Annotated in this window: 22 protein-coding genes, 2 tRNA genes and 2 pseudogenes; 20 read left to right on the top strand and 6 right to left on the bottom strand. The window is 60.4% G+C overall.

The window, feature by feature from the left end:
• Positions 1 to 16 precede the first annotated feature (16 nt).
• Positions 17 to 89, top strand: a tRNA-His gene (locus F3087_RS18820).
• A 197-nt stretch (positions 90 to 286) separates the two neighbouring features.
• Positions 287 to 520: a hypothetical protein gene (locus F3087_RS18825; RefSeq protein WP_150403274.1), complete on the top strand. Its 234-nt coding sequence runs from the start codon at positions 287 to 289 to the stop codon at positions 518 to 520.
• Positions 521 to 576: 56 nt separating this feature from the next.
• On the opposite strand, the gene F3087_RS18830 is transcribed toward F3087_RS18825, so the two are convergent.
• Entirely contained in the window at positions 577 to 1,794 is a 1,218-nt protein-coding gene (locus F3087_RS18830) for a L,D-transpeptidase (RefSeq protein ID WP_150403275.1), read from the bottom strand.
• A 263-nt stretch (positions 1,795 to 2,057) separates the two neighbouring features.
• On the opposite strand from F3087_RS18830, the gene F3087_RS18835 reads away from it, so the two are divergent.
• The 7 genes and pseudogenes from F3087_RS18835 to F3087_RS18855 form a co-directional block, all read left to right on the top strand.
• Positions 2,058 to 2,133 (top strand) — tRNA-Lys (locus tag F3087_RS18835).
• Positions 2,134 to 2,283: 150 nt separating this feature from the next.
• A complete protein-coding gene (locus tag F3087_RS18840; protein WP_150403276.1) occupies positions 2,284 to 2,493 on the top strand; it encodes a hypothetical protein in 210 nt (69 codons plus the stop codon).
• Positions 2,490 to 2,621, top strand: coding sequence for a hypothetical protein (locus F3087_RS47135; RefSeq protein ID WP_263407216.1), 132 nt, complete (start codon positions 2,490 to 2,492; stop codon positions 2,619 to 2,621). Before F3087_RS18840 ends, F3087_RS47135 begins: the two co-directional genes overlap by 4 nt.
• Before the next feature lie 510 nt (positions 2,622 to 3,131).
• Entirely contained in the window at positions 3,132 to 3,380 is a 249-nt protein-coding gene (locus tag F3087_RS46615; RefSeq protein ID WP_223885184.1) for a hypothetical protein, read from the top strand.
• Complete coding sequence (locus F3087_RS46620) at positions 3,377 to 3,640, top strand: HNH endonuclease (RefSeq protein ID WP_223885185.1); 264 nt, start codon at positions 3,377 to 3,379, stop codon at positions 3,638 to 3,640. Before F3087_RS46615 ends, F3087_RS46620 begins: the two co-directional genes overlap by 4 nt.
• A 7-nt stretch (positions 3,641 to 3,647) precedes the next feature.
• Complete coding sequence (locus tag F3087_RS18850) at positions 3,648 to 4,073, top strand: hypothetical protein (protein WP_150403278.1); 426 nt, start codon at positions 3,648 to 3,650, stop codon at positions 4,071 to 4,073.
• A gap of 10 nt (positions 4,074 to 4,083) precedes the next feature.
• Positions 4,084 to 4,548 (top strand): annotated as a pseudogene (locus tag F3087_RS18855) (ABC transporter permease); the annotation flags it as partial.
• Positions 4,549 to 5,050: 502 nt separating this feature from the next.
• Here F3087_RS18855 and F3087_RS18860 read toward each other — a convergent pair.
• The 4 genes from F3087_RS18860 to F3087_RS18875 all read right to left on the bottom strand — a co-directional run bounded on the left by F3087_RS18860 (position 5,051) and on the right by F3087_RS18875 (position 9,226).
• Positions 5,051 to 6,727 (bottom strand): ABC transporter ATP-binding protein, encoded by a 1,677-nt coding sequence (locus F3087_RS18860; protein ID WP_150403280.1) that lies wholly within the window; start codon positions 6,725 to 6,727, stop codon positions 5,051 to 5,053.
• A gap of 171 nt (positions 6,728 to 6,898) precedes the next feature.
• On the bottom strand, positions 6,899 to 7,402 hold the full coding sequence (locus F3087_RS18865) for a lasso peptide biosynthesis protein (protein ID WP_191094032.1): 504 nt from the start codon (positions 7,400 to 7,402) through the stop codon (positions 6,899 to 6,901).
• A 17-nt stretch (positions 7,403 to 7,419) separates the two neighbouring features.
• Complete coding sequence (locus F3087_RS18870) at positions 7,420 to 7,698, bottom strand: PqqD family protein (RefSeq protein ID WP_150403282.1); 279 nt, start codon at positions 7,696 to 7,698, stop codon at positions 7,420 to 7,422.
• Complete coding sequence (locus tag F3087_RS18875) at positions 7,676 to 9,226, bottom strand: asparagine synthase-related protein (protein WP_150403283.1); 1,551 nt, start codon at positions 9,224 to 9,226, stop codon at positions 7,676 to 7,678. The genes F3087_RS18870 and F3087_RS18875 overlap by 23 nt, the downstream gene beginning before the upstream one ends.
• Positions 9,227 to 11,148: 1,922 nt before the next feature.
• On the opposite strand from F3087_RS18875, the gene F3087_RS18880 reads away from it, so the two are divergent.
• From F3087_RS18880 to F3087_RS18930, 11 genes and pseudogenes are all read left to right on the top strand, one after another.
• Positions 11,149 to 11,406, top strand: a complete 258-nt coding sequence (locus F3087_RS18880; protein WP_150403284.1) for a hypothetical protein — start codon at positions 11,149 to 11,151, stop codon at positions 11,404 to 11,406.
• A 575-nt stretch (positions 11,407 to 11,981) separates the two neighbouring features.
• Positions 11,982 to 12,137, top strand: coding sequence for a hypothetical protein (locus tag F3087_RS46625; protein ID WP_223885186.1), 156 nt, complete (start codon positions 11,982 to 11,984; stop codon positions 12,135 to 12,137).
• Positions 12,138 to 12,157: 20 nt separating this feature from the next.
• A pseudogene (locus tag F3087_RS18890) lies at positions 12,158 to 12,676 on the top strand (transposase); the annotation flags it as partial.
• 869 nt (positions 12,677 to 13,545) lie between these two features.
• Positions 13,546 to 14,754 carry an AMP-binding protein gene (locus F3087_RS18895; protein ID WP_150403285.1) on the top strand — a complete coding sequence of 403 codons (1,209 nt, stop codon included), beginning with the start codon at positions 13,546 to 13,548 and terminating at the stop codon, positions 14,752 to 14,754.
• Between the two features lie 6 nt (positions 14,755 to 14,760).
• On the top strand, positions 14,761 to 15,723 hold the full coding sequence (gene nadE, locus F3087_RS18900) for an NAD(+) synthase (RefSeq protein ID WP_150403286.1): 963 nt from the start codon (positions 14,761 to 14,763) through the stop codon (positions 15,721 to 15,723).
• Positions 15,724 to 16,664: 941 nt separating this feature from the next.
• Positions 16,665 to 18,476 (top strand): asparagine synthetase B family protein, encoded by a 1,812-nt coding sequence (locus tag F3087_RS18905; protein WP_150403287.1) that lies wholly within the window; start codon positions 16,665 to 16,667, stop codon positions 18,474 to 18,476.
• A 17-nt stretch (positions 18,477 to 18,493) separates the two neighbouring features.
• A complete protein-coding gene (locus tag F3087_RS47445) occupies positions 18,494 to 19,210 on the top strand; it encodes a 1-acyl-sn-glycerol-3-phosphate acyltransferase (RefSeq protein ID WP_150403288.1) in 717 nt (238 codons plus the stop codon).
• Between the two features lie 81 nt (positions 19,211 to 19,291).
• Positions 19,292 to 19,849 carry a CDP-alcohol phosphatidyltransferase family protein gene (locus tag F3087_RS47450; RefSeq protein ID WP_223885193.1) on the top strand — a complete coding sequence of 186 codons (558 nt, stop codon included), beginning with the start codon at positions 19,292 to 19,294 and terminating at the stop codon, positions 19,847 to 19,849.
• 821 nt (positions 19,850 to 20,670) lie between these two features.
• Positions 20,671 to 24,045, top strand: coding sequence for a hypothetical protein (locus F3087_RS18920; protein WP_191094034.1), 3,375 nt, complete (start codon positions 20,671 to 20,673; stop codon positions 24,043 to 24,045).
• A gap of 70 nt (positions 24,046 to 24,115) precedes the next feature.
• Positions 24,116 to 24,313: a hypothetical protein gene (locus F3087_RS18925; protein ID WP_150403291.1), complete on the top strand. Its 198-nt coding sequence runs from the start codon at positions 24,116 to 24,118 to the stop codon at positions 24,311 to 24,313.
• A 19-nt stretch (positions 24,314 to 24,332) separates the two neighbouring features.
• Positions 24,333 to 25,307, top strand: a complete 975-nt coding sequence (locus tag F3087_RS18930; protein WP_191094035.1) for a tyrosine-type recombinase/integrase — start codon at positions 24,333 to 24,335, stop codon at positions 25,305 to 25,307.
• A gap of 338 nt (positions 25,308 to 25,645) precedes the next feature.
• Here F3087_RS18930 and F3087_RS18935 read toward each other — a convergent pair.
• Positions 25,646 to 26,059: LysR substrate-binding domain-containing protein (locus F3087_RS18935; protein ID WP_223885187.1), on the bottom strand; the 414-nt coding region annotated here is incomplete at its 5' end.

Here is a 26,059-nt window from a genome sequence, read left to right on the forward strand (position 1 = left end):
TATTCATCCGGTGATGGTGACCGTAGTTCAGTTGGTAGAGCACCAGGTTGTGATCCTGGCTGTCGCGGGTTCGAGTCCCGTCGGTCACCCTGAGGGGCCCGGGTCGGAGAGAAATCTCCGACCCGGGCTTTTTCATTTGCCCGGTGGTGCCTCACCGCCCACATCACAATGTGAAACATCCTTCTTCCGATTGCGGGACGGATCGCGCACCCCGTCCGTAGACTGCGGCGCGTGGGCGGTGCCGCTGGAGCATCACCCCGGTTTGACCAGAAAGACACAGGTCGTGATGCGTTCCGCGGTAATCGCAGCTTTCTTCGGCGCCACCCTCTTCACCGGAGCTACCGGGACCGCGGCCGCGGGCATCGGGCTGCCCGGCATGCCGGACTCCGGTTCGGCGTCCAGCGGGTCGGCGGGCGGGCTCGTCGGCACCGGATCCGGCAGCAAACTGGCGTGCATCGCCACCGGCAGCGCGCTGGCCATCATCGGCGACGCGCACCTGGGCTGCAACATGCTCCCCTGATCCACCGACAGCAAACGGGCCACCAGTTCACACTGGTGGCCCGTTGACGTTGCGGCTCAACGCGGGTCGGCGTTACCCGCCTTCCACACCGGCCACGGGATGTTCCAGTCGCCCAAACCGTCTACGCCGGAAAGGGTTCCGCCGACGGTGTTCTTGATGATGGTGATGTCGCCGCGCTTGGCGTTCTGATACACCCACTGCGCGTTCGCGGGGCTCAGGTTCAGGCAACCGTGACTGGTGTTGCTGTAGCCCTGCTGCCCGACCGACCACGGCGCGGAGTGAAAGAAGATGCCGCTGTAGGAGATTCGGGTCGCGAAGTCGATCGGCGTCTTGTAACCGTCCGGCGAGTTCACCGGCACGCCGTAGGTCGAGGAGTCCATGATGATCTTCTCGAGCCGGTCGCTGACGATATAGATGCCGTTGTCGGTGGGCGTGCTGTTCTTGCCCATCGAGGTCGGCATCGTCCGGATGACCTGACCGTTCTGCTCGACCGTCACCTGCTTGGTGTTGTCGTCGGCGGTGAAGATGGTCGCGTCGCCGACGGTGAAGAAGGACTGGATGTTGTCCTGGCCGAACAGCCCGTTGCCGAGATCACGGCCATACACGTTCACATTGATCGTGACCTTGGTCCCAGGCGCCCAGAAATTCTCCGGACGCCAGCGGACCTCACGATTGTTCACCCAATAGAACGCGCCCTCGACAGCCGGCTCGGTAGTGATCTTGATCGCATCCTGGGCGGCCTTGCGGTCCGGAATCGTCTCGTCGAACTGCACCGCGACCGGCTGGCCCACACCGACCACCTCACCCTCGCCCGGCAGCAGATATGGCTTGGTCTGGCTGTCCGGGGAGCTGGTGGTGAAGCTCAACACAGTCGAGTTGGCGCCGCCGAGACCGATCGCATCGGCCTTGAGCCGGTACGGCTTTCCGTAACCGAGCACCTCGGTGGTCTCCCACGACCGGCCGTCGGCGGCCAGCTTGCCGCCGCCCACCGGCTGACCCTGCGCATTCATCAGGGTGACGTTCGTGAACTTGCCGTCCTCGACCTGGAAGGCCAGCGGCACCCCCGGCGAGACCCCCATCTCGCCATCCTTGATCGGGGACAACAACTTCGGCTTGATGAGCTCGAGCAGCGGGTTACGGTCGATCGCGACCGTGGACGCATCCGGCGTCTTCGACGACGAGCACCCCGACAACACCAGTCCGGCCACCGCGAACACCACGACAGGTGCGGTGATATGTCGTATCCACCGACGCCGACCTCGACCAACGCTCATCTCAACCCCGTTTCAAGTCCCTACAGCTCAACCCGCCGTGCCCGCGGAGCGGTCGAGACCACGTCCGGTCATTCTGCCAGTGCGAGGAGCTCGCACCAACGCAAATACCGCGTCGACACAGGGGTGTTACACGGGATAGATCCGAACTGCCCGGTTCGGCGTTAACACCGCGCCCGAACCGCGCATCGTCCCCGCTCAGAGCGCGATTTCACTTCTGCCGCCTCGGCCTGTTAAAGTTTGTCCCGCACCGGAACACGGAGCAAGCGCCATTAGCTCAATTGGCAGAGCAGCTGACTCTTAATCAGCGGGTTCGGGGTTCGAGTCCCTGATGGCGCACCAAAACGGTGCCGAGCGATGCGATTTCGCTATCACTCGGCGCACCGTTGTGCGCGTAGTTGTTAAGAGTCATGCAGGCATCCTAACGGCCCTACGCGCGTCGCGTGACCTAACGAGAGCCCCCTTTCCCACCTGGGAACAGGGGGCTTTGTCGTGAGCAGGCACGCTACGCCCGTAGAACTGCTGGATGCGGTCTATTACGCCTCGACCGTCATCACCATCGGCCGCGACCCGGACCACCCGGACCGTGTCGTGGCTCACACGTTTCAGGCCGACGACGGCCCGGCCGCGCCGCCCGTAGCCCTGGCCGTGGCCAAGCTGCGCGAGCTGGCCGATGCGCTCGAATCCGGCGGTGCCGAATGACGCCGCGCTACGCCGACGACTCCATCGCCACGCCCGCCGAACTCGACGCCATCGCGCGAGCATTCGGATACAGCTGCGCTGCCGAGATGGACCGTGCCCTGGCCTCCGCTCGTGAGGTCAAGCCATGACGCCCCGCCCGGTGCGGCGTAACTACCCGCTTCCGCGCTGCCCGCACTGCCGCCGCCCCTTCCATCCGAAGGCACGCGTTCCGCGACTGCCTACGGGTGCGGTGTGGCGCTGCGCCGAGTGCCGCGCCGATCCCAGCTCCCAGCCGCTACCGGTCGACACCGGTCCCGGTAGCGGCTGGGCACCCACTACCCGCCGGGGTGATGCCTACGCAGGCTGAGCCGTTCCACGGCGCTATCTGGCAAGTCCGCCGTAAACCGACTGCCCCCGGTATGTGCTCACTCAACTAATCCCGTGCGAACCGGCGTACGGCTCACCCGAATCGACTGATCATCGACCACGGTGGGACATACCGAAAGCCTTGTGTCCCAACGGACATGGGGCTATCGGCGCTGGGGTAGCAGGCGGTGAGCGGAAAAACTGGGAGGCAAGCGCTGGGAGGCTACCCGGCAAGGCTTGATCTCTATCCATCAGACAAATATCTATGCACCACAACGGAAACGAGCAATTGAATGGTTACCACCGATCCTCCGAAAAACGGCGGCGAACTGCTACAGGTTCCAGAGCTGATCAAGCCTCAGGGAAACATTGCCCGACCCGGCCTGCTGCCGCTGGCCGATCGGATCGGCGAACCGGATCACGTCATCGTCGGCGGGCCGATCGAGCGGCCCGGCCCGCCACCCCAGTACCTCGGCCCGCCGCCGGTGGCCGCCGAGCCGGCCGGACTCGCTCCGGTGCCCGACAAATCGGTCCGGCCGTGAGCTGGTCGGGCCGCCGGGCGCAAGCGCTGCGGCTGCTGTGCCTGGCGACTTACGGCACGACGTGTCACCTGTGCGGGCGGCCCGGTGCGAACACCGCCGATCACCTCATCCTGCACAGCAAGGGCGGCCCCGACGCGCTGGAGAACCTGCGCCCGGCGCACAAGTCGTGCAACTCCGCACGCGGCGACATGTGGCTACACGAGTGGTACGCGTCGCGTCGATACCAGGCCGCCACGGCGGCCCCGTCCCGAGAGTGGTAGCGCTGCAATGGAACTCGATACCGAAACCTACTGCCGTGGCTGCGGTGCGCCGCTGGCGTGGCGACTGACCCGGACCACTGCCCGGCTGCTGCCGCTGGACGTGGAGCCCAACGAGCACGGGCGCGTGCGTGTGGACAGCGACAACAGCGCTACCGTGCTGTCCGGTGGTGAGCTGCTGCTCACGCGTGTGCAGGGCGTACCGCTGTATGTCCACCACGTGGCCGGGGTGGGTTGCCCGGACGTGTGGCCCGCCGACGCGGGCCGCGTCGCCCTGGCCCGCCTCGCTGATGAACCGAACACCGTCATTGCCTCACAAGCTCGCGCCGCCGCCGGTTCTTTGGCTGGCCGCCCGGCGGACACCAAAGCGCCGACCTCCCTTTTTCCCGCCGGGGCCGCAGCGCCGGGGGTAGGAACACATACCCCCAAGGGGTAGACGACACGGCCTTGTGTGGCGGCATCTATTGTTCTTCGGCCATAATCTCGTGATCTACGTAATAGTGCTGTTCGCGTTCGGGACTTGGCGACATTTGGGCTGGTCGTCGCTGCTTGCTTTCCCTGCGTTGGCACTGGTCGTGCTCAACTCTGCATGGGTATCGATTGCGTTCGGCATTCTCGCCACCCGGTTCCGCGACATCGCGCCCATCCTGGGCAGTGTGACGTTGGTATTATTCCTGCTGACACCGGTTATTTGGGACACCAATAACCTTCAGTGCACCCACCGGCCAGCCGCAAAACTAGTGGAGCTCATCCCTACCTATCACTATCTTGAGATTGTTCGGGCACCGATGCTCGGGCAGCCGGTCGTGGCTTACCACTGGTATATCGTCATCGCCATCACGATTTTCGGCTGGGCTGTCGCCCTGATGGCGTTGCGCAAGTTCCGCTCTCGCGTTCCGTATTGGGTTTAAAGGGCAGGTCAGATGCCTTTCGCGACATGCCGACCGATCGAATCCAGCACGCACGTCGTATCGAGATCTGCGCCGTGTGAGCCGATGTTGGTGATCAAGTGGACGGCCGGCCCGCGTTACCTTCTGCGGTTACCAGCCAATCGCCGGGTGAATCGACGGTGTGCGGTGAGAACCCGTGACCACGAAAGATGGTTGCAGATATCATCAGGCGCAGCCGCTGGTCAGCACGTACACGCGACCACAGTGAGCACCCGACTGGCGCGGTGTCACCGCCTTGCGGTCACGGGGCGAACTCCCGGACCAACTGTTCGACCAAGACTCACAACTCATCCGACACCAACCGCAGCGAAAGCTGCTACATCACAACAGATCTCCGAACTCACGGAGGGCCATCGGAAACATCTTACCGCTGTTTCGGCGGGCCCTGGCGCTGTTGGCTGGGATGGACCAGCCCGGTACGAGAACGGGACATCCGATTCATATTGCGATGTTGGGTGGCGGGTTACGGCGTTGGCGTGCTCGCAAGTTCTGCGGACTGATTGAGGGTGATGCGTGCATCCGCTGCTTCGATGGTTGAGGCGCGATGCGCGGCCACCAGTAGTGTGCACTCTGTAGAGATGTGATTGATCGTGCGAATGAGCAGCGCCTCGTTCGCGGAATCGAGCTGAGAGGTGGGCTCATCGAGAAGCAGCAGTTGTGGTCTGGGCAGGAGTGCTCTGGCAATTGCTACGCGTTGGCGTTCACCGCCAGACAGTAGGTTGCCGTGCTCTCCGACAGGTGTGTGTAGACCATCTGGCAGTCTTCGGATCAATTCCTGGAGTCCGGCGAGCGCAACCACGCGCTCGACCTCGTCGATGGTGGCGTCGGGGCACCCATAGCGGATGTTTTCCTCAAGGGTGCCGTACAGGACCGGCGCGGACTGCTCTACCAGACCGATCCGTGAGCGACACTCTGCTGGGCTCATCTCGGTTATATCTCTACCATCAATCAGTATCTGCCCGCTGTTGGCATCAAAGAACCGTGCCAGCAGTCCCAGTACCGTCGTTTTACCTGCCCCGGACGGTCCAATTAGTGCGACGTGGCTATGTTCGGGCACGGTGAACGATAGCCCACGCAGCACAGGAGTTTCGGGGTCGTAGCCGAACCACACATTGCGGAACTCGACGGCGGCTGCACCCGACCGTAAAGGGATTGGTAGTACTGCCGTGCCAGGTTGGTCTGTGATTTCGGTCGGTAGGTCCGTAATCTGCTGGACTCGTTGTAAAGCCGCCAGGCCTTTATGCATCGCGACAACGCCAAAAGCCAGATTGGCGATAGGGCTGACGATGAAGCTGACATAGAGTAGAAATCCGACCAGATCCGCTAATGAAACCGACCCCGTCGATACCCGCAGGGCGCCGATTACGAGTACGACGATCATCGATCCGTGTAGCGCTAGCGTGATTGCTGGAAAGATGACAGCCGTTCGACGAGCCGCAAATATGTTTTCTCGATATGCCTTCCTGGCCGGTTCGGCTATGCGGTCGCGTTCGCGATCTTCGGCGCCGGCGACTCGTACGGTACGGATCGCTGAGAGGGCGCGTTCCAGTTCCGCAGCCATCCCTCCGAGGCTTTCCTGCGCCAATAGTGTCGCTTGCCGGATCCGCGACGTTGCCGCGACCGCGGGTACCACTCCAGCGAGGACGGTGACCGCGACAATGATGAACATCACGGGGTCCAGCAGGATCATCGCGATCACACCTCCGACCACAAACAATGCTCCTGTGACGGTTTGTACCATCACCGAGGACAACGTGTTGCGCAGCAAAGTGGTGTCACTGGAGGTGCGAGTGAGCAGGTCGCCGAGACGGTGGTCTTCATAGCGGCGGATCGGCAGCCGCAACAGGCGGTCGACAATCCGTATCCGCAGATCCAAGACCACGTTTTCGCCAGTGCGGTCGAGCATATATTGCGACAACGCCGAGATCACCGCCTCGGCAACGAAGAACACCACCAGTGCGGCGACCGGCCACCCCCATGGCCGGTGCTCGGCGGCCGCGCTGACCGTCGCACTGGCCAGCAGCGGTTCAGCCAAACCCACACCAGTGCCCACCAGAGACAAACTTACAGCTACTGCGACAGCACCGCGATGGCCTCGAACCAGCGATGCCAACGCTCGCAGGCTGCCCTTGTTAGCCATTACCCCCACCTTCGTCCCTCTCTGAACTGCATCGGCATCGGCATCGAAGTAGCCGAATAGAAGCCCTGTCCTCGATGATCGCCGCAAAACCTATCAAATCAGCATAGGAATGCTCGATTCGGCTGAGCACCAACATAATTCACGCAAGGCAGAGTAATGACTATGCGATGCTCACCGGCTGCTCCTCGGTTCTCCTCTTAATCCCGTGACTCGGTGCAGGACCCGGTACCCCAGCTGCACATCGGGCTCGTCGTTGATAACTACGCCATACAACTCGGTCCAGGAGTGGAAGTCGTCTTTCGGGGTGACCCTGGTGAGAGGCCTGGCAATCGTGACCTCGGCAGGCAATCCAAGCGCGGATAGGTAGGTGGCCAACGCGAAGGACCGAGGCAGGCAAAGTCCGTTGGGTATGACAACACGCAGGACGAGCTGGCTGGTGAGGACCTCACGCCGCGCAAGGCGGATAGCGGTGGCGGCGGGCAAGATGGTCTGGATCGCAGCACCTGGGCCGCCAGGAAGTTTCTGCAGATAGCGCTGGGCAGGCACCCAGCCGTATCGCCGGTAGATCCACAAAGCACGGAAGGTGCGGGCGACGGCATACTGCCGCAGCCGCAAAGGAATTCGTGGCGGGTTAGTCGCCGGATCGAGGTCGGTGAGGAAGTACTCCCAGTCCACCGCAGACGGTCTATCGGTCACGAGCGGTCCCCCTGCTTGGGTGTCAGCAGAGCGCGTTGGTCAAGCTGTGTGGCTAGAGACCGCAGTCCATGTTCGAGAATGGCGTCGGAGGCCTCGATTTGCTGGCGCAGGCGGTCTATCGTCTCGGCGAGTGTGTCCACCGACAAGGCCGCCCGCACCATAAGGGTGGCGGTGGCGTTCAGGCTCAAGTAAATACCACTGCGGGTATCGAGGATGACACCCGCACCATCAGTGTCGTCGAAGACGGCGTGGTCAGCTAGTCGCAGCGCGGGCATTGTGAATCTCCGTTCCGTCGGTCCGGGTTCGGCGTGAGTGATCTCTCAGGAACAGTTCGACCATCGCCGAGCAAGTCAGAGCCACGTAATTGCTACGAAGCAGCGCTGGCTCGGCAAGCACTCGGGCCAACCGTGCGGGGTCGACCACTCCAAACCCGACCAGGTGCGAGTCAGGTCCGCCAAGCAGATCAGCGAACACCTGAGGATGGGTCACAACGAACTTCTGGTGCGGCGAGTCCGGCCACACGTGTCCCTGCCGACGCCAGAGCAAGGCTGGCAATCGGGTGGACAGAATCAGCCGCAGCACCGGCTTCTCGATCAGCAGACCCTGGTATGGCATAAGCCGATATACCTGTGGCATGCGCTCCACGAGTCGCCGCAGCTCTCGTCCACCCAAAGGTGAGCCCAGCCAGATACCCCGCGGCCGCCACACGGCGAGGTCCAGGGTGTGCAGGTTGGGCACGTACTCTTCCTGAAACACGAAATCCGGGACGTCAGGATACGGCGTGAGGAAATCGGTGCCTGGTGTATCAGCGGTCAACCGCGCGTCTAGCACGGAGTTCGAGTTAAAGACGCTCGCGAGGATGCGGCGAAGTTGCCAAGGCGAGCAGACCATCCCGCGGCACAGTGCGGTCTTCTCCCGAAGTGTGAGGTCACCGCGAAGGACCTCATGCAGTCCGAGTCGGCGTGGGCCGAACATGACATCGCCATCGCTTCCCCAGGCGGCGACGGTAACACCGTCGGCATGGAGGCGCTGGGCGAGTTGTTCCATCCAGCGGTAGCCTGAGTGTGCGTAAGGCTGTGGGAAGTGCCAGTCCTTCGACAGGTAACCGTCGCCGCAGTCTGTCGGGACCGGCACGAACGGCACCCCCAAGTGCTCGCAGGCCGCCCGCGCATAGCGCGACTCGTCGGCCAATCGATCATCGGTGTCCATGTGGTAGCCGACGACATCGGCACCAACTTCGGCCAGAGCGGTGAGTACCGTCGTCGAGTCCAGTCCGCCGCTGAGTAGGACCCCGATCCGGCCGTTGTTTGCGTATGGCCGAACTGCTTGCAGGATCAGGTCGTACGCCAGTTCGGCGTAGTCGGCTAGCGAGGTTCGGCGGGGCAGCTCCAGAGGGGTAATTCGATCGTAGAGCATTGTCGTGGTGGCGTGTGACTCAAGGATGACGAGCTCACCCCGGTGCACCGGGACGAGGTTGCGGAAGACGGAGATGCTGTCCCTGCGACAGACGCGCCACAACGTCTCGCGATCGAACTCGGCCCGTCCGTGGTCCAGGAGATCAGCCGGATCTGTCGACCAGCGGACCCGTGCCCCATCGCGGCGATAAAGCAGACCTTCGTTGCTGTCAACGCTGCGGAACAGGAAGATCCGCTGCGGTGTAACCAGGCATCCGGCAAGCTCGCCGGGCAGACGCGCCAGATCGGTGTAGCGGCCGCCTTTCAACGCGGTGACCACCTGTTCCATCAGGTCGGTGGTCACCGGCCCAAGCACCAACCCAGTCAGCAACAGGTAGTCCTGCCCCATTCGCAGAGTCGTCGTTGGCTCGACACCAGGACGGAGTCGTTGCACAGCAATACTGCCCAACGACTCCGACTGGAATCTGTTTTGGCCATAAGCGAGGCACGTGTAAGCAATGGGCTCATCGACATAATCGAAGTCCACTCGCCCGTAAAGGCCGGCGTAATCCGCCACATAAAAGGAATTTGTCGCTATCACACCAGCCCCGCCTCAGTCCTCGAATATCACCTTGAGTTATTTACTTCCACACCCGTTGTCTCCCCCCGACCAACACCCTCGATAAGCGCCACCCGCGTCACTCAGTACCCAATCCCCATTGGTAGTGAGTTCCTCCACTGCACCCAGTGTCGCAACCTCAGGTTCCGCATAGGTCAATTTGGCTATATGAATGGTCGTTTTCATTGTTGCCCCTTCCCTCCATGATCTGCCACTCCCCGTGGCTGCCATCACCGTACCTCGATCGACACCCATACGCTAGTCCCTTTCGTGCGAGCGAAGTTCGTTCTCCGACAGGTGGTTTCGAGTTGCTGCACCGCTATTAGGTCAGCGACCTGGGCCGATCGAGGCTTGCCTCAGGGTTCCGGGCCAATGCCGTTAACTTACGGCGACTGCGCCGCAGCACAGGCACCATGCGACAAATACCTTGCCGCGCTTCGAGGCCTCTGCGCTGTATTGTGCGCCATGCCTGGGAAATACTGCACGGTTTCGTATATGGCGCATCAGACTGGGGCGGAGAATTTATAGCGGATCGTGCATTTTGTGTTTCATGCTCGTTGCATGGAACTCCAAGCATTACGCAATGCCCCAATAGCTCTGACCCTTCTCTACTGGAAATGTGGGTGCCGGCTGCGCGGGTACCGTTCGCGTAGTTCACCGCCTCCACCGGTTACGGGCCGCAGCCAACTCGTCTTGCGGCAATGGCCGCCCCAGACACTCGTTAGTACCACTACCGACACGGCCCGGCCAAGGCGATTCGTCGCCGCGGTCGGCGCACACGGTAGCCCGGGAGAGGGAGGGGCAGTTGGCCTGTGCCGCAGCCTAAGTCGAGGAGTCGTCCGCGGCCGTCGTGGCGGAACCGCTGGAACAAAGAAGTGAGATCCATGCCGCGCTCAGCGTCGTATTCCACCCTGAGCACGGCGTAGTCGTAGTCTGCAGGTCGGTCATTGCCGGTCCATCGTGTGTAGGGCTTGATGAACTCCGGCAAACGCCGAGCTAATCGCGTTCGAATTGGCCTTGTCTTGCCGCTGATGCAACATGGCCGCCTGCTGCAGTGCACTGGCACAGCTACCTGTGCTTGCTGCCTGTGGCCGAGTACCCCCGCTGTGTCGGCGCATGCGGCAGACAACCGTTCCCGGAATCCTAAGCAGGCTTCGCCAACATATGACGGGTTTACCTGCGTTGCAGCGTTTCTCGTTGCGGTCGCCTTGTCGAGCACGATCTGGCCGGAGGCGGCGAGATCTGTCGCGAGGCCTTGAACCGCACCTACGTTGATTGACACCATCACTACCCCAGTTCCGCGTTTCGCAGGTTCTCCGGATCGTCCGCAACTAGGCCGGAACGCGCCATGCCTCCTGATCGCCACTGCCGCAACAGATTCCGTAGCACGACGAGCGGATGAGGTGGCGAATCCTGCAGCGGCCATCCCCGGCCTCCCTCCCGATCCATGACCTTTACTAGGGTAAGACGCAGCCGGAAGGCAATCGGTTCCTTGGATTTCCGAAAATGTTTTGCGCTGCTCAGGATCTCGGACACAGTCGAGGACGCACCGAGCGGAACGCCGACCTGCACCACTCACCGGCGACCGTGAACCTTACCGTCGGTCGAGTACAACCCCACCGGTAGATTCGTCCGCCACCCGCACGCCGATCGTCGTTGCCGACGCACGGTGGGGATCTCTTCGCGCGGAACAGGATCGATCGGGACACACTGTGCTGCACATCGATCCAGTCGACCCCAAAACAAAGGCGCGAGTCTTCCTACGCGGCACCGAACTCGTCGGTGACCGGATCACCCGCGACGACATCGACGTCACGGTGTATCGCGGGGAACGCGACGATCGCCCGGTGGTGCATATCGACACCTTCGATCATACCGGACCGATCCGCATCAACCTCAACGATGGACCAGCCGTCTATCACGGCGACCCCGCGACTGGCGAGCGATTCACCGACTACACCGAGTTCTGAATAGTCGCGTCGCCGGTCCCGTTCTGCGGGCGCTCGGAGATGGTGCCGTCGGCGGTCGGTCGTGTGTCAAGCCCGCGGGGAAAAGCGCCCCGTGGGCTTGACACCCTTCCCGCCGCCGCGGCTGCCGACGCGCGCCCCGCAGAACGGGCCCGACGTCGAGACCGATTCCGCTCAAACACTTTCCGGCTCTCTCCGGCACCGGTAGCTGCTTCACTTCCTGGAGGTTGTCGTGTCCAGAGCAATGTTCAGCCAGCCCACCTTCGACACCGATGGCATGCGCCTGGAATTGCCCGTCACCATCTCGCACACTCCACCGCCGGCTCCCGACGCCCCGCTGGGTCGGGGCCGCCGAATCCTGATAACTGGCTCCCGCAGTTGGACCGACCACGCCACCATCCGGGCGGCGCTGGCCGAGGTGTGGTCCCCGGACGTGGTGCTGGTATCGGGGGGCCTGCCCGCGTGGCGCCGACACCCAATGCGAGGCGTGCTGGCAGGCATGGGGCGGCCGGGTCGAGCGACATCCTGCCGATTGGGACCGGCTCGGACGCCGCGCCGGGTTCGTACGTAACGAGCAGATGGTGCGAGCCGGCGCCGATCTGTGTGTGGCGTTCATTCGTAACGACTCGGCCGGTGCCACCCACACCGCCCGCATGGCCCAGCAAGCGGGCATTCCAACGCGGATCTTCCGCGCCACCGATACCCCGACCGTGGCCGACCATGTTCGCGAGTGACACCCTGTTCGACCTGCGGCCACGCCGGCCTTGTCGCGGCCATCGGCGCGACCCTTCCCGGCGCGGCCTGGCAGCGCTGCCGCACCCACTGATGAGTGTCTGCCTGAAAACCTCCTGGCCCTGGGTGCGGACCCTGCTGCATTCAGTGTTCGATCAGACCGACACCGAATCAGTTGCCGCCCAATACGTTCGAATGCTCGACGCCCTGGCCGAAAAGCTGCCACGTGTCGCCGATCACCTCGACACCGCCCGCGCGGACCTGCTGGCGTTCACCGGCTTCCCCAAAGATCTGGCGCCAAATCTGGTCGAACAATCCCCAAGAACGGTTGAACAAGGAAATCCGCCGACGCACCGACGTCGTCGGCATCTTCCCCGACCGCGGCTCGATCGTCCGCCTCGTCGGGGCCGTACTCGCCGAACAACACGACGAATGGATCGAAGGCCGCCGCTACCTCGGCCTCGACGTCCTGGCCCGCTCCAGCAGACTCACCACCACCGACGAACAGGAAGACACCGCCCCGACAGAACTCACCGCCTGACCAAATTTCGGATCACGCGGTAACCACCCCAGCTACACCACGCCCCGGGACTTGACCGGGCATCTCGCTCGGTCCTGGGACCGCACCCGGATGTGACAGGCACATCGCTCGTGTGACGGCGAGCAAGGCCTGGGCGGTCCGCGTAGTGTGATCTCGAAACTGGAGGCCGCGCAGGTCGAAGCTTGCTGCCCGAACACAACTGCGGGGATCACCATGGGCGACGGCCAACCTGCAGTGCTCGGGCTGCCCGACCTGATGTGCCTACTGCGGCCGAAGGCGAAGGGCCCTGGGTCGCAAAGTGATATCGGCCGGTGAAGTGTTGATCGGTTGTCGTACGAATAGCCGATACCGAACACACAACGTTTGGAACAGAATGAAGCGTCGGCTGCGACGTCGGATAACGTTCCGCACCGGTCGAACCTAACGTATTTAAGAAATAACACATTTTAGACGACCGGCCAGGACGGTGAGTAGAGGCCGACGCGGGCCAGAATACCCTTTGCCGGAAGACCTTTTAACTGCAACGTCTCGCTGGTGAGCCAGATCAGATACCGCAACGGACACGATTCCATGCCGAGCTCGGGAACAATCTTGTAGGGCGCACGGCCTCGTGCGTAACATCGTACATCCTGAGAGAGCAAACGATATTTCAATACCGGACAGTTGTAAAGTTCCAGAAGAGAGAATCACTTGAAAGCGCCTATACCGTCCCTTTGCGCGCGGTCGTCTAAGGGTTTCAAAGGGGGTAACCTGCCGCTTGGTCATGAGCGTAGGTCACGATCCAACGTCAGCGAGCGTAGCCTCCATCCGCGTGACAGCCAAGGATCAGGCCTGAGGTCCCCGAAGACACGAAAAGATGAGGCTCAATATTGAAGCGCGAGCACGTTGTAGGGCATCATAATACGGACGCGGATCGCACAATTCAGAAATATCTGGAATCTTTTGCTGGCTCCACATCAACCATCATCGGGTCGCCCTTGCGTCTGTCTGCGACACGATCCGTCTATCAGCTGGAAGGGTGGGCAGCGACCGACTGTCTGACAACCTTCCAGGAAGGTAAGGCCAACAGCGATCCGTACCGGTTCAGCGACGAGCTTATTATCGAAACTTCCGGCACTACCGGGTTGCCGAAAATGGTGCGATACCAGAAAAAAGTGATAAGAAATTGCGCCGTTGCGATTTGTCAAGCGCTGGGGTTGAGGAGTGATCGACAGTACTTCTCCTTGGTCAATCCACGGTTTGCGTATGGCCTCTCAATAATGCACAGCCATTCTATTGCCGATGTGCCCGTGTTGTTCTACGTGAGCCCGACTTCACTCGAAGCATGGGCGGATTTCCGGGAACAACTCCAGCCAGATTCAGCTGTGTACTTGCTACCGCACCAGTCACACCTGCTGACCATGGACCGGCAATGGAGATTCGATGGGCCGATAGAACTTGTCTTTGCCGGCGGAGCATTGAGAAGCTCAATGGTCAGCAGTTTGGAGAGAACATTCCCGAACGCCGTTATTGTAAACATGTACGGGCAGGCTGAGCTCGGCCCGCGGGTGTCGATCGGAAGGTCGGGCATCCGAGAATTTAGAGAGGGAAACGTCGGAAAGCCATTACCGGGCGTCCAGATAAGAATCAGTTCAGACGGCACTGACTCTGCTATGGGGCGTATAGAGATAGACAGCCCATATCATATGACGTCCTATGTGTCTCCGCTCGACGCGCCAACAGTAAAGGATGGGGATTGGTGGCCTACTGGTGACGTTGGTTGGGTTACAGACGGCGGCGACCTCTGGATTGCTGGGCGAGTGGCCGAGGATATCAATGTCCTGGGCAGTCTTCTCCGCCCAGCTGAACTTCGTAAGGTGGTCTGTGGCGTGACGGGGGTTCTGGATGCACAAATAAGCGCCTCAGATCATGAAATATACGGACAGCGACCAAGTATTCGCGTCTTGGCAGACACCCACGAAACAAACACCGAGGCTGCCGTGCGAACCGCCCTTGCCACCGCGATCGGCCCAACAGCGAGTGTCATTGAAATCAAAGTAATCGATATTGGCTCATTGCCGGATTCTGGAAAGCTGTGAGGATTTATGGCCACTGAAGAAGCCGCTCGCCGCATCGATTGGATACAGTTTGCCGTCCGGCGCCAGCTCCATCGATCGTGCGCTGTCGTTCAACTCTCAGGCGGAATCGACTCCGCGACCGTCCTTCACTTAGCTGTCGCTGCACTCGGGCCCGAAAACGTGCATGCCTATTACCTTCCGGACGGCGCGTCGAGTCCAGATTCCCGCAATTACGCGCAACTGGCCGCAGAGTCAGTGGGATGCCCGCTGAGTGTCAGCGACATCACGACAATTGTTGAGTCAAGCCAGGTCGGTATGGGCATTACCGACTTGATCAAGCGTTATTTCACCGCATTCGATGCGACCGAACATGGTTATTCGCTAAACTTCAACCCTCAAGAATCTTTGCGACTCGGAGTCCCTGTTTACATTCTATCCATCGGGCTCCGAAATGGGGAACCGGTCGAATCGGCGACACTCAAGTCGGAAGATATCCGAACGATCGTTGCATCGCAAAATGTTAAGCAGCGAATTAGGATGTCAATCGCTTATAGACAGGCCGAGCAGCTTCATGGCGCAGTCCTTGGGTGCAGCAACCGGGACGAAATTGCGCTGGGCTTTGTCGTCAAACATGGAGATGATGCCGCCGACATATACCCCATCGCCGATCTCGACAAAGATTCGGTTGTGACCTTAGGGTCTGGTATCGGCGTACCTCGCGAAATAATCAACAGAATACCCACCACGGATACGTATTCCTTAGAGCAGCCTCAGACCTCTTACTATTACGGCTTTGACCGCGCGCTGATGAATGAGCTCGTCAACGCAAAGAACTCATATGATGTGGCCGCCATCATCGAGCGCTACGGGTACGGGAAAGATACTGTCGCCGCATTCAGCGGTCTAACTAACGCATGGAAACGTACTGCTATGTACAACCATAGCCGACTGACTTACCCTTACCCCGGAAAGAGTCATGAAAAAGATTGAACCACCTTCTCACGTCCTCTTTATTCACCATTCGGTCGGGCGCTATTTGATGCAAGAATCAGGAATGCGGGAGAAGCTGGCCGTAGCAGGAATACGTCTCTGGGATGCCGATTACAATAAGTTTGGAGTTACGGGCCCGGATGGTCTGCGCGTCGATGCTCCCGAACTTCCAGGCGACGATACGGATCCTCCGGCTATATTCGATCTGTTCGTCGGCGAGGCATGCCGAGGCCTCTTCCGAGAATGGTCACGGAGATTCGACTGCGTGGTCTTTAAGTCATGCTACCCCGCATCGCACATAACAAGTGATCAAGAACTCCAGAGCCGCATGAAGCTGTACGCGGGCCTGGTCGAAGGGCTTGCATTGGAGTCTCAGCGATTCGTGCTGGTCACCCCTCCTCCTCTTGCTCATTGGCGGACGAGCCATTCCGCGGCAGAACGGGCAGCAGCAGTGGCCCGCCATGTGTCCTCTGAGCTCCCACTGCCATCCAACGTAACCGTCTTCGATCTGCATTCCGCTCTCTCTGATAGCTCAGGGAGTAACGTCGGACGACTTGCGCGGCAGTACTCTCGGCTTTTCATACTTGATTCGCATCCCAATAAACGAGGATGCCGAGTAGCCGGCGACGCTCTCGCTGCGCACATTATCGACGTTGTCGGATAGACCAAGGAAGATCTCCATGTGTGTTAAATGGGAAGAGATGCGACAGCGTCTCATGACACGAGTGTTCTACAACTTTTCAGATGACGAAGTGCGATCTTCGAAGAACCTGTCCGACGATGGGTTTCTCGACTCGCTATCGGTACTCGTCATACTCGAGCTATTCGACGATGAGATTGGAGAACGCCGCGCATCGTCGTCCGCAACAGCGGAAGACGCGACATCCCTTGCGGCTCTACAAAAGTTCTATGTCGGCCTGTGTCAGGGAGTAGAGTGACTCGTGTGTGGTATCTATGCCGAGTTTGGCTCCACTCTGGATTGCGGCTCGAAAGAAATAATAAGACTATTGGAGCTTCGGGGGGAAGATGCAACGAACATTGCAATCGGGCCCCAGTATCGAGTTATTGCAACGCGCCACGCTATGTGGGAGGGAGGCGATACAAGGCAGCCGTTGCGTCGCGACGGTTGGATAGTGGCGTTCAACGGCGAAATCTTCAATCTGTCCGCGATCAGAGAATTACTCAATGATCCAGATTTGTCTGAGGTAGAAGTAATATCTGCCGGATTCGCTCGATACGGCGTTCAGTTCTTCGGTCAGATCGATGGTCAGTTCGCCGTTATCGTGGTGGACACGGTTCACCGCCGTTTGATGGCGACCCGCGACCGCTGGGGCATATGCCCGCTGTATTTTACAACCACTGACGAGTCAATTGTCGTAGCCTCTACTGTGCCAGCCATCCAGGCAGGGGCGGGAGTGAACAATGCCGCTACTCGTGAGATGTCCGTACGCGGGTTATTGGAGACTGCCGGTTGGTGGGCAGCGAGGCCCGGCTGGACGCCCATCGACGCGGTCTCGACTGTCATGCCAGGCACGCTGGTCACGTTCTCCCTGACCAGCGTTACTACCGAGCAATGGTGTAACAATGATTTGCGCACGCAGGGACGTGAATCACCGTCAGGCGGCACAACCGAATCCCTGAGGAGTTCGGTGGAGCGAGCAACGGTGGATCGACTGCGGTCCAACACGAAGATGGGCGTTCTATTGAGCGGCGGAGTGGATTCAGCGGTGATTGCGGCCATCGCGGCGCAGCATGGGATCGAGCAATCGTTCGGCTTGGTCGGATCCGAGGACGCGACGTCGAAAGAAGTTCAGGCACAACAGCGCGATCTCGCTTCGGCGCTTCAAATCAGTCACGAGGCAGTGCCGATCTCGGCAGTTGACATTGCTCTCAATTTTGGTGCGGTCATTCGTATGATTGGCCACCCCATTGCGCGGTTAGGTCCGGTTGGTATGTACTTGCTCTCTACCGCAGTGCGTGATTGCGGCATTAGAGCAGTCCTTTCAGGCGAAGGCGCCGATGAGCTTTTTGCAGGTTACGACTCCCTCCGTGCTGCAGCATTGGTAGACGGCGCTCAAGTGTCCCAGACTGGACTGGGTACTCCTGAATTCGATGCGGGAGTCGCCCCTTCCCTCTACTGGGCTATGATGCGAGAATCAGCAGGGAAGCCGTTGCTCAAGCGTTTATCCGTCGCGCGATTTGTGGCCCGATTTCTGCGGGCCGACACAACACCTGTGCTGCTGGATATGAAGGGTCTTGCGTCGTCTCTCGGCGTAGACAACAACTCACATCTGCGATCTGCAAGAACGCAAGAGATTTCGCTATTGCTTGCACAATATCTGCTCACTGTTCAGAGCGATCATGTATGGATGAATAATCTCGTCGAATGCCGCTTCCCGTGGCTGTCGGCTGCAGTTGAGGATTGCGCGAGTCGATATTCTTCTCGCCAGCTGTGCAACGAGGTGTCGGGCAAACTCCCTATCCACGCTCTAGCTTCTCAGCTGTTTGACGAGTACCCGCGTCTCGGCTCGTATAGATTTGAGAAGCGCGCTTTCAGAATCAGCGTCGGAAGCGTGTTGCGGAACCGGCATTCCGCGAAGATCCTAAGAGACTACATAGAGGCAGCAGGTGACGAGTTGTTCAACCTTCCTCGCATTCTTCAGATTTTTGACGGTGCGGTGACTAACCAAAGCTGTACCGAGCGAGAGTCCGTGTTGCTCTGCGTAGTGGCTTCATCGGGCGCACTTCAATAGACGCGAAGGAATTTCTTATGAAGACTGCGGAAGTCCATCCCCTCTCTGCGGTTATCGCTAAAGCAGTATGCAGTAACATCTTTTCCAGGCTGGCCATCGAGGTCGACGGTGCCCAAGTGGGTGGAGACAAGCCACTGATCCTCGTCGCAAACCACGTTACGGCCTTTGACGGGTGGATCGCTGTCGTTGTCTCTCGATACTATCTTCACGGGCGTTGGGTTGTGACAGCTCATGAAAGAGTTCTTGCAGCAGCCCCAATCCTATCGCGCGCTGGCTTTGTATCCATTGGGGGCACTGCCCTCGCTGTCTTTGCGAGCTTCCGGAAGCTATCGGATCGGATGTCCAAGGGCGAATTAGACAACGTCTGGGTCTTTCCCGCTGGAGCGCATCAGATATCATTCGTCGAGTCGGTCGAAATAGCTGGCGGACTACGACATCTTGCGCGCATGTCACCTGAGGCTCTCATAGTTCCCGTCGGTATTCAATACTATAATTTCCGGAAACTCCGCCCTGCCGTGGCCGTCCATGTCGGCAACCCACTTGGGAATGGCCGCCAACTCGGCAGCGTGAAAGATATCGAGTTCAGTCATGTCATATCAGAAAGCATCGCTAACGAAATATCAGCAGCCCGGACGCTAGCTCACCGTACATCTAGTGAAATACCGAGCACATTCGAGTCGCTGTTACGGTTGGGTTCGTGGCGGACCAAGAAGACCACCCAAATACCCGGGTGAAGGATAGGCAGTACGTTGACTCGACTGTCTGAAATAATTCGACACGGCGCGGAAATTCACGGGTGGGTTCCTCAGCCCGATATGCCGTGCCGCGGTCATCTGCATCGACTCCCAACGTTAGCCAACTTCATCACTCTCACTCGAAGCTTCGTATCCACGGTTCTGTTTGGAGTCGCATTTACCACTGGAAACCTGGCGCACCTCTCCCTCGCTGTAGGCGTAGCAGTATGTGGCGACTTAATGGATGGCTTCGTTGCCCGGCTCATGAATCAGCAGAGTCGCTTCGGAGCGGTTTTCGATTTATGTGCCGACAGACTAGCTGTGGGCTTACTTTTTACCTACATGACCTGGCACGAACCCCAGCAGGCCGTAGCAGACCTCACATACCTCTTTGTCGCTTTTATGCTTGACTGTCCATTGTCATTGATGTTTTTACCGCACGGGTTAACATCGCAATCCGAATTCGACAGGCATGATGTAGCACTATGGAAATGGAACTTTTCCCCTTTGGCGAAGTTTATGCACTCACTTCTGCTTCCCGGGTTGGTTTTGCTAGCACCACCTGTTATCGGCACCATAGGTGCACTGATAAGCGGCATCGTTCGTATATGGTGGATCGTGAGGGACAATGCATTTTAGGCAGTCCTGCTTCTGTTGCTACGCTCAACATTCTTCGGTCAGCCGCGCGGACCCGACGGCCGACCCCATCTCAAGGCTGGACTGGTGTTGATCGACGAACTCCTCGCGCGCTAGCTGCTTGCGGTTCCCGGCACGAGAAACCCTGTGCCTTCAGATCTCACGAGAACGAAGCCACAGGTGCTGAGCCGTTCCACGCCGCGATCGGCGACGTGTCCGGCGTCATGCCCGCTGTCGCCGAGATCGACCGGATCGCTGGATTACCGACGCTCACCATCGATTTCGATGCGGTCTTCGGATTTCGGCTGTAGTCCGCTCAGGACAGATCTACACTTCCGTTGCTAGCCACTGGGATTGGATCTCTGAGACTGGGCCGTTGTCTTGTACCGCTAACTAGTCGCCACAGGGGGTTTGATGGGTTCACGGATTGTTGCTGCGTGCGGCGCGGCGGTGATTGTGACGACGACTACCGCGACGCTGGTTGTTAAAGACCGGCTTGGTGGTGGGTGGGGATGGTGGGCGGGGCTGGCTGGGCTGGTCTTGGTCACGGCAGGAGTGACGGGGTGGCTGGCATGGCGTGAAGCAACCGAGAAGCCATCTCTCAAGGCGGATCCTTCGCCCACTCTTGGGCCTGGCGCGGTTCGTGCGGACGGTAGCATTCGTAATCGTGTAGATACCAAGGTGACTGGTGTCCCGACCGCTAGCGACAGCGCAACGTTCGGGGCGGGATCTGTCTCTGCCGGAGACGACATCGATGGGCCGGTCGGTACCGACGTCAAGTATGGCGACAGCGCGCCGTAGTCATGCACGACGGATCAGGTTGGGTGCTGGGGCCAGCTGCCGTCGGCGCTGGCCGCGACATCAACGCCCCGGTTACTGTCAATGTTTCGGTGGTCTCCACTGCATGGGATCCGTGGCCGGATCGGATTTATGAGCTGACTGCACTTGCGGAGCATCTGGATACCGAGCATTTTCACGGACGCAAGGAACTGATCGCGAGGATCGACACCGCGATTGCGGCGCAAGATCGAGGTTACGTCGTAGTCCAATCCGAGGCAGGTATCGGCAAAACCGCTCTGGCCGCGCACTTGGTTTGGACCAGGCCCTGTGTCTACCACTTCACTGCGTTCGAGGGAGGCAAGGATCCGGCAGAGGCACGAAAGAGCTTGGCTGCTCAGCTGATTAGATGGTGGGACCTAGCAGACAAATTCTGTCCCGGTGGCAACTTACCTGCCGCCGCCGAAAGGCCCGACTGGCTGACCCGAGTCCTGCACGCTGCCGCGGTTGCCCGGAACAAGCATCAAACGGGGGCATCGCTGGTCATGGTGGTCGACGGACTGGACGAGGCCGAACCGTCGACACCTGGCCGGGACACTGGTATCCCGTTGGGATTGCCGCGACCAGAGCTACTGCCTGCTGGAGTGCACATAGTGGCCACCACCCGATACGGCATTCCACTGTCCGGTTTACGTTATCGAACCCAGTGGGAGGTCATCGACGTAGAAGGGACCGCGAATCTCGTTGATCTGCACACTTACCTGGAGACCCGTCTCGACTGGGACCGCGCATTGAGCAGTCGGCTCGACGAACATAGTGTCGATCGGCAGTGGTTCGCCTCTACCCTGGCTCGACAGTGTGCCGGCGTTTGGATGTATGCACGTTATGTACTCGATGAGATCGCTGACGGACGAGATCCGCACGATATCTCCAGCCTTCCTCCAGGCCTGGATGGCTTCTACCTCGAACAGGTTCGCAGATGGAGCTACCGATCCGATTGGGCCGTCGTAGGCGGACCTTGTTTGGCGATGCTGGCAGCCCTCGAACGTCCCGTCGACCGCAACGAACTCGTAAGGCTCCTGGAGTTGGCCGACAACAATGGATCGGTCCTACGCCAATGGCTAGACGAGACACTGCGGCCATTCCTCGTCGCCCGTCGAATCCGCGGCCGCCGACACTACGCGGTGCGCCATCAAAGTCTTCGCGACATCTACAAAAGCAGGGACACACGCCACGAGGAAGACCGGGACGCCGGTATCCGCGAGGACCTCAACGACTCCATTCGGGCAGCTCACGCTCGAATAGTCGAGGCGCTTCGCCCGAAACCCGGGTTTAGACACGGGGTAAGCGAATACGCACGGACATGGCTTCCCGTCCACGCCTTGGCAACGGAGCAAATCGACGAGATATTCACAGACCCAAGCTTCTTGCTTGCCATGAAACCTGACGCTTTGCTACGACACCAAACTTTGGTCCGCAGCTCAATGGCCCGTCGCGGACTCGACGCCTACCAGATGACCTTGGCAATTTGGCGATATACGGATAATCAGGAGCGATTGCTATGGCTTCACTCGAACGCGGTGAGGATGCATTGTCTTCCGTTGGCGGAGCGGATTGTTCCGCTGGTCCAATCACGCTGGCTGATGCATACATCGACCTGGTCCGGGCGCACATACCGCACGCTGACCACCGGGTTTGTCGACAGTCAGCTCTGCGCTCTGGTCGTGGACGGTCAAGTCCTGTTAGCCAGCGCCGGACACGATTCGAAAGTTCGTCTGTGGGATGCTCGTTCTGGTACGGCAATTGGAGGTCTCGGGATTGAGGATCAACGGAGTTATATTCGACCAAAATTGAGTAAAATGTGCGTAATACACACCGACAACCACGAGCTAATCGTCGGCGTAAGCGGCGCACTTTTGGAAGTGTGGGATCCACGCACTTCCAACTTGGTCTGCGACTCCTCCGAAACTCGCCTCGGTCCGATCAGCCAGTTGTGCCCAGTACACGTCAACGGCCGCGAGCTCATCGCCGTCGCAAGCGACACCACCCTGACCCTGTGGGATCCACTCACCGGCGACATCACCAGCAAGCCCGAAGGCACTCCCGTCAATCCGATCACGAGGTTGTGCACAGTACAGGTCAACCGCCGCGAGCTCATCGCCGTCGCCAGCGACACCACCCTCGCACTGTGGGATCCACTCACCCGCGTAACCACCGGCCAACCCTGGATGGCGCACTCCGGTCCAATCAGCCAGTTGTGCGCAGTACGAGTCAACGGCCGCGAGCTCATCGCCGTCGCCAGCGACACGAGCCTCAGACTGTGGGATCCACTCACCGGCAAAATCGTTGGCGAGCCATGGACGGCGCACGCAGGTTCGGTTCGCGCCCTATGCCCTGTGCTCGTAGATCGCATCCACCTCTTAGCAACCGTCGGAAGCGAGGGAACATTGCGGCTGTGGGATCCACGGCCTGACACCGGGATCGGTGATCTGCAAGCTGGACATACCGATTCGATCCTCACCCTGTGCGCTGTGGAAGTGGGCGATAGGAAACTGCTGGCCACTGCTGGAGTCGATAAGACAATACGACTGTGGGACCCCAGTACCGGAAAGGCATTAGGTATTACGTGGCATCAGCCCGGCTCGACCGCGGCACTGTGCGCCGTGACGGCCGATAAACGCCAGCTTGTTGTAAGTGGCGGAGAGGATCGCGTGGTGCGGCTGTGGGATCCGAGCACCGGTGCAGCCGTCGGCAACCTTGGGCTCGGACATACACGTCCGATCCAGGGCATTTGCGTAATCAAGGTCGACGGAGTCCAGCTTGTAGTCAGCGCCGCGCTCGATGGCACGATACGAATGTGGGATCCTCGGACTGGCGACCCAGTCGGAGACCCCTTGTCATGCCAGACTGGGCCACTTCGTGCGATCTGTGCTGTTTGCTTCAGCGGACAGCAGTTCGTGGCCGCGGGCGGTGACGACGGAATCGTCCGATTGTGGGATCCATGTGCTGGAAAGACCATCGGCGATCCCTGGCGCGGACACGACGACTGGATTCTGGCTATGTGCACCCTGCGACTTGATGGGCACAACCTGGTCGTTACTGCTGGACACGACGAATCAGTACGCATGTGGAATCCTCGAACCGGCTCTTTGATTGGTCAACCCTGGCTCGGTCACACCGGCTCAATTCGAGCCCTAACCACGGTCAAGAATAATGTGAGCGAAATAGTAGCCAGTGCTGGGCACGACAAAGAAATACGGTTCTGGGATCCCCGCACCGGTACGTCCATCGGCACCTGCCACGGGCACACCGAATGGATTCGAGCGTTATGCACAGTCGAAGTGGACGGACGCCCACTTATAGTCAGCGCTGGCGATGACAGATCTCTCTTCAGTTGGGCAGCAGTCGAATCCACACCCTAGCGGTGCCTGGATGGTCTGATCTGCAGTCGGCGCCGGGACGATCACCACCCGTGGCCTGCTGGACTTACCGATGGCGACGCGTCGCTGGCTCGGCGTCCGGGTGGGGGCGATGGTCGTCGCGGTCGCAGTTCCGACCCACGGGTTGATGGTTATCGCCGCACCAGACCGGTTGATCTCGCTGTTGTTGCAGGGGTCGTGCCGTCTGCTGATCCAGACCGGATCGCCGAAACTCGCCGCGTGCTGCCGCTTTGGGCGTAACCGCGGCTGACCTCGAGGAACGGCCGCCGGTGCCGACGCTGGACGAGTACCTGCCCCGGATCATGGGTGCGGTCGGACCCGGCATGCTGCGAACCTACCGGCCCTATTGGAACCACCTGTCGGTGGCGTTCGGAACCCGGCGCCTGGACGCGATCACAGCGACCGAGATCGAGGAACTCAAGTGCCGGGTCGCGGCCAATGCCGCCCAACGCAGCAGCAGTCGCTACGGGCGATCCGCACGCGAGTCGTTCATCGCCGCATCCCGCGCCATCTACAGCCGCGCCATCGCCGACGACCTGATGCCTATCGGGTCCTCGCCCGCGCACCGGGTCGCCAAACCGCGCCGACTGCCCAGCACACGGCGCGCATTGACCGCCACCGAGCTCGAACAGATCGACACTGTCGAGCGATCGTCGGGCAACTACCCGGTCCTGGACGCGTTGCTACTTCGGCTGCACACCGAAACAGCGTGCCGCCGCGGCGGCGCTCTCGGGTTACGGGTGTGCGATTGGGACAGCGAGGAGTGCCTGGTGCGGTTGCGGGAGAAAGGGCAGACAGTGCGGTGGCAGCCGATCAGCCCACCATTGCCCCAAGCGCTGGTCCGCCTCGCCGAAGTGCGAGGCGCACGGCAGCCGGGCGTCAACCTGCTGCGTTACCGCGACAGCCGGCGACTGACCTACCGCCGCTACGACAACCTGTGGAACCGCGTACGTGGCGAACTGCCCTGGGCCGCCGCGCAGGGGGTGTCCACGCGCTGGCTGCGCCACACCACCCTGACCTGGGTCGAACGCAACTTCGGCTACGGCGTGGCCCGTGCCTATCCGGACACACCGACCGAGGGCGCATCCACCACCACCTACATCAAGGTCGACGTCCAGGCTGTCGCGGGGGCGCTGGCCGCGATGACCAGTCACCAGCACCTACTAGCCGTCGGCCACGACGACTACCCCATAACCGCGCGCATCACCACCGACCGGTCCACTGGGACACATCCGTCATCCTGATGTTCGACGCGATCTCGATTCGGCCTGTCCCGGGACTGTCGCGCAGTCCCGGCAAGCTCCACGCCGCCCAATTCCACGTCCGAGTCGTCGTGTTGACCGCTGCTTGACCGGGTCGAGTGCTGAGGGTTAGCCTCTACCGCATGGACACATCTTCAGTGTCCAGAGACACCAAAAGTGTGACCATGTCCCTGATGGCGCACCTTTTCAAAGCCCTGGTAGTTCGATTGCCAGGGCTTTCATCCTGTCACGGAGCCGTTGCCGATTCCGGCACAACCGCAGTCTCGCCCTCATCCCGCAGTTTGCGGCTCACCCGTGAACCGTTCGAGCGATGTCCCGGATCAGCCTCGCCATCGGAGGCTGGGTGAAGGCGTCGCGTGCCGGACAAAGCTCGCGATCTCGCGGGAGGTTGCCGCGGGCGCCCAGACGATCCGCAGCTCACTGGGCGACACGCCTGCGACCGGAACGACGGAGATGCCGCGCAAAGACAGTTCATGCAGCAGCGACTCGGGGACGAAGCCGATCGCCTCGCCCAGTCGGATGGAGCCGACGTATTGCGCCGCATCCGAAACGACCGGACCCGGTTTCCACGCATGCGGGGTCAGGTCCGTTGCGGTCCAGTACGCGATCCCAGCGGGAGTGTCACCGGACCAGGTCGCGATAGTCTCGCCCTCGAGTTCAGCGCGTTCGATAACCCGGCGGGTGGCCAGCGGATGAGCGTTCGGCGGCAGCGCGACACGGGGGTCGGCGCGGAA

It is taken from the genome of Nocardia colli (genome assembly GCF_008704205.1).
GTDB classification, from domain to species: domain Bacteria; phylum Actinomycetota; class Actinomycetes; order Mycobacteriales; family Mycobacteriaceae; genus Nocardia; species Nocardia colli.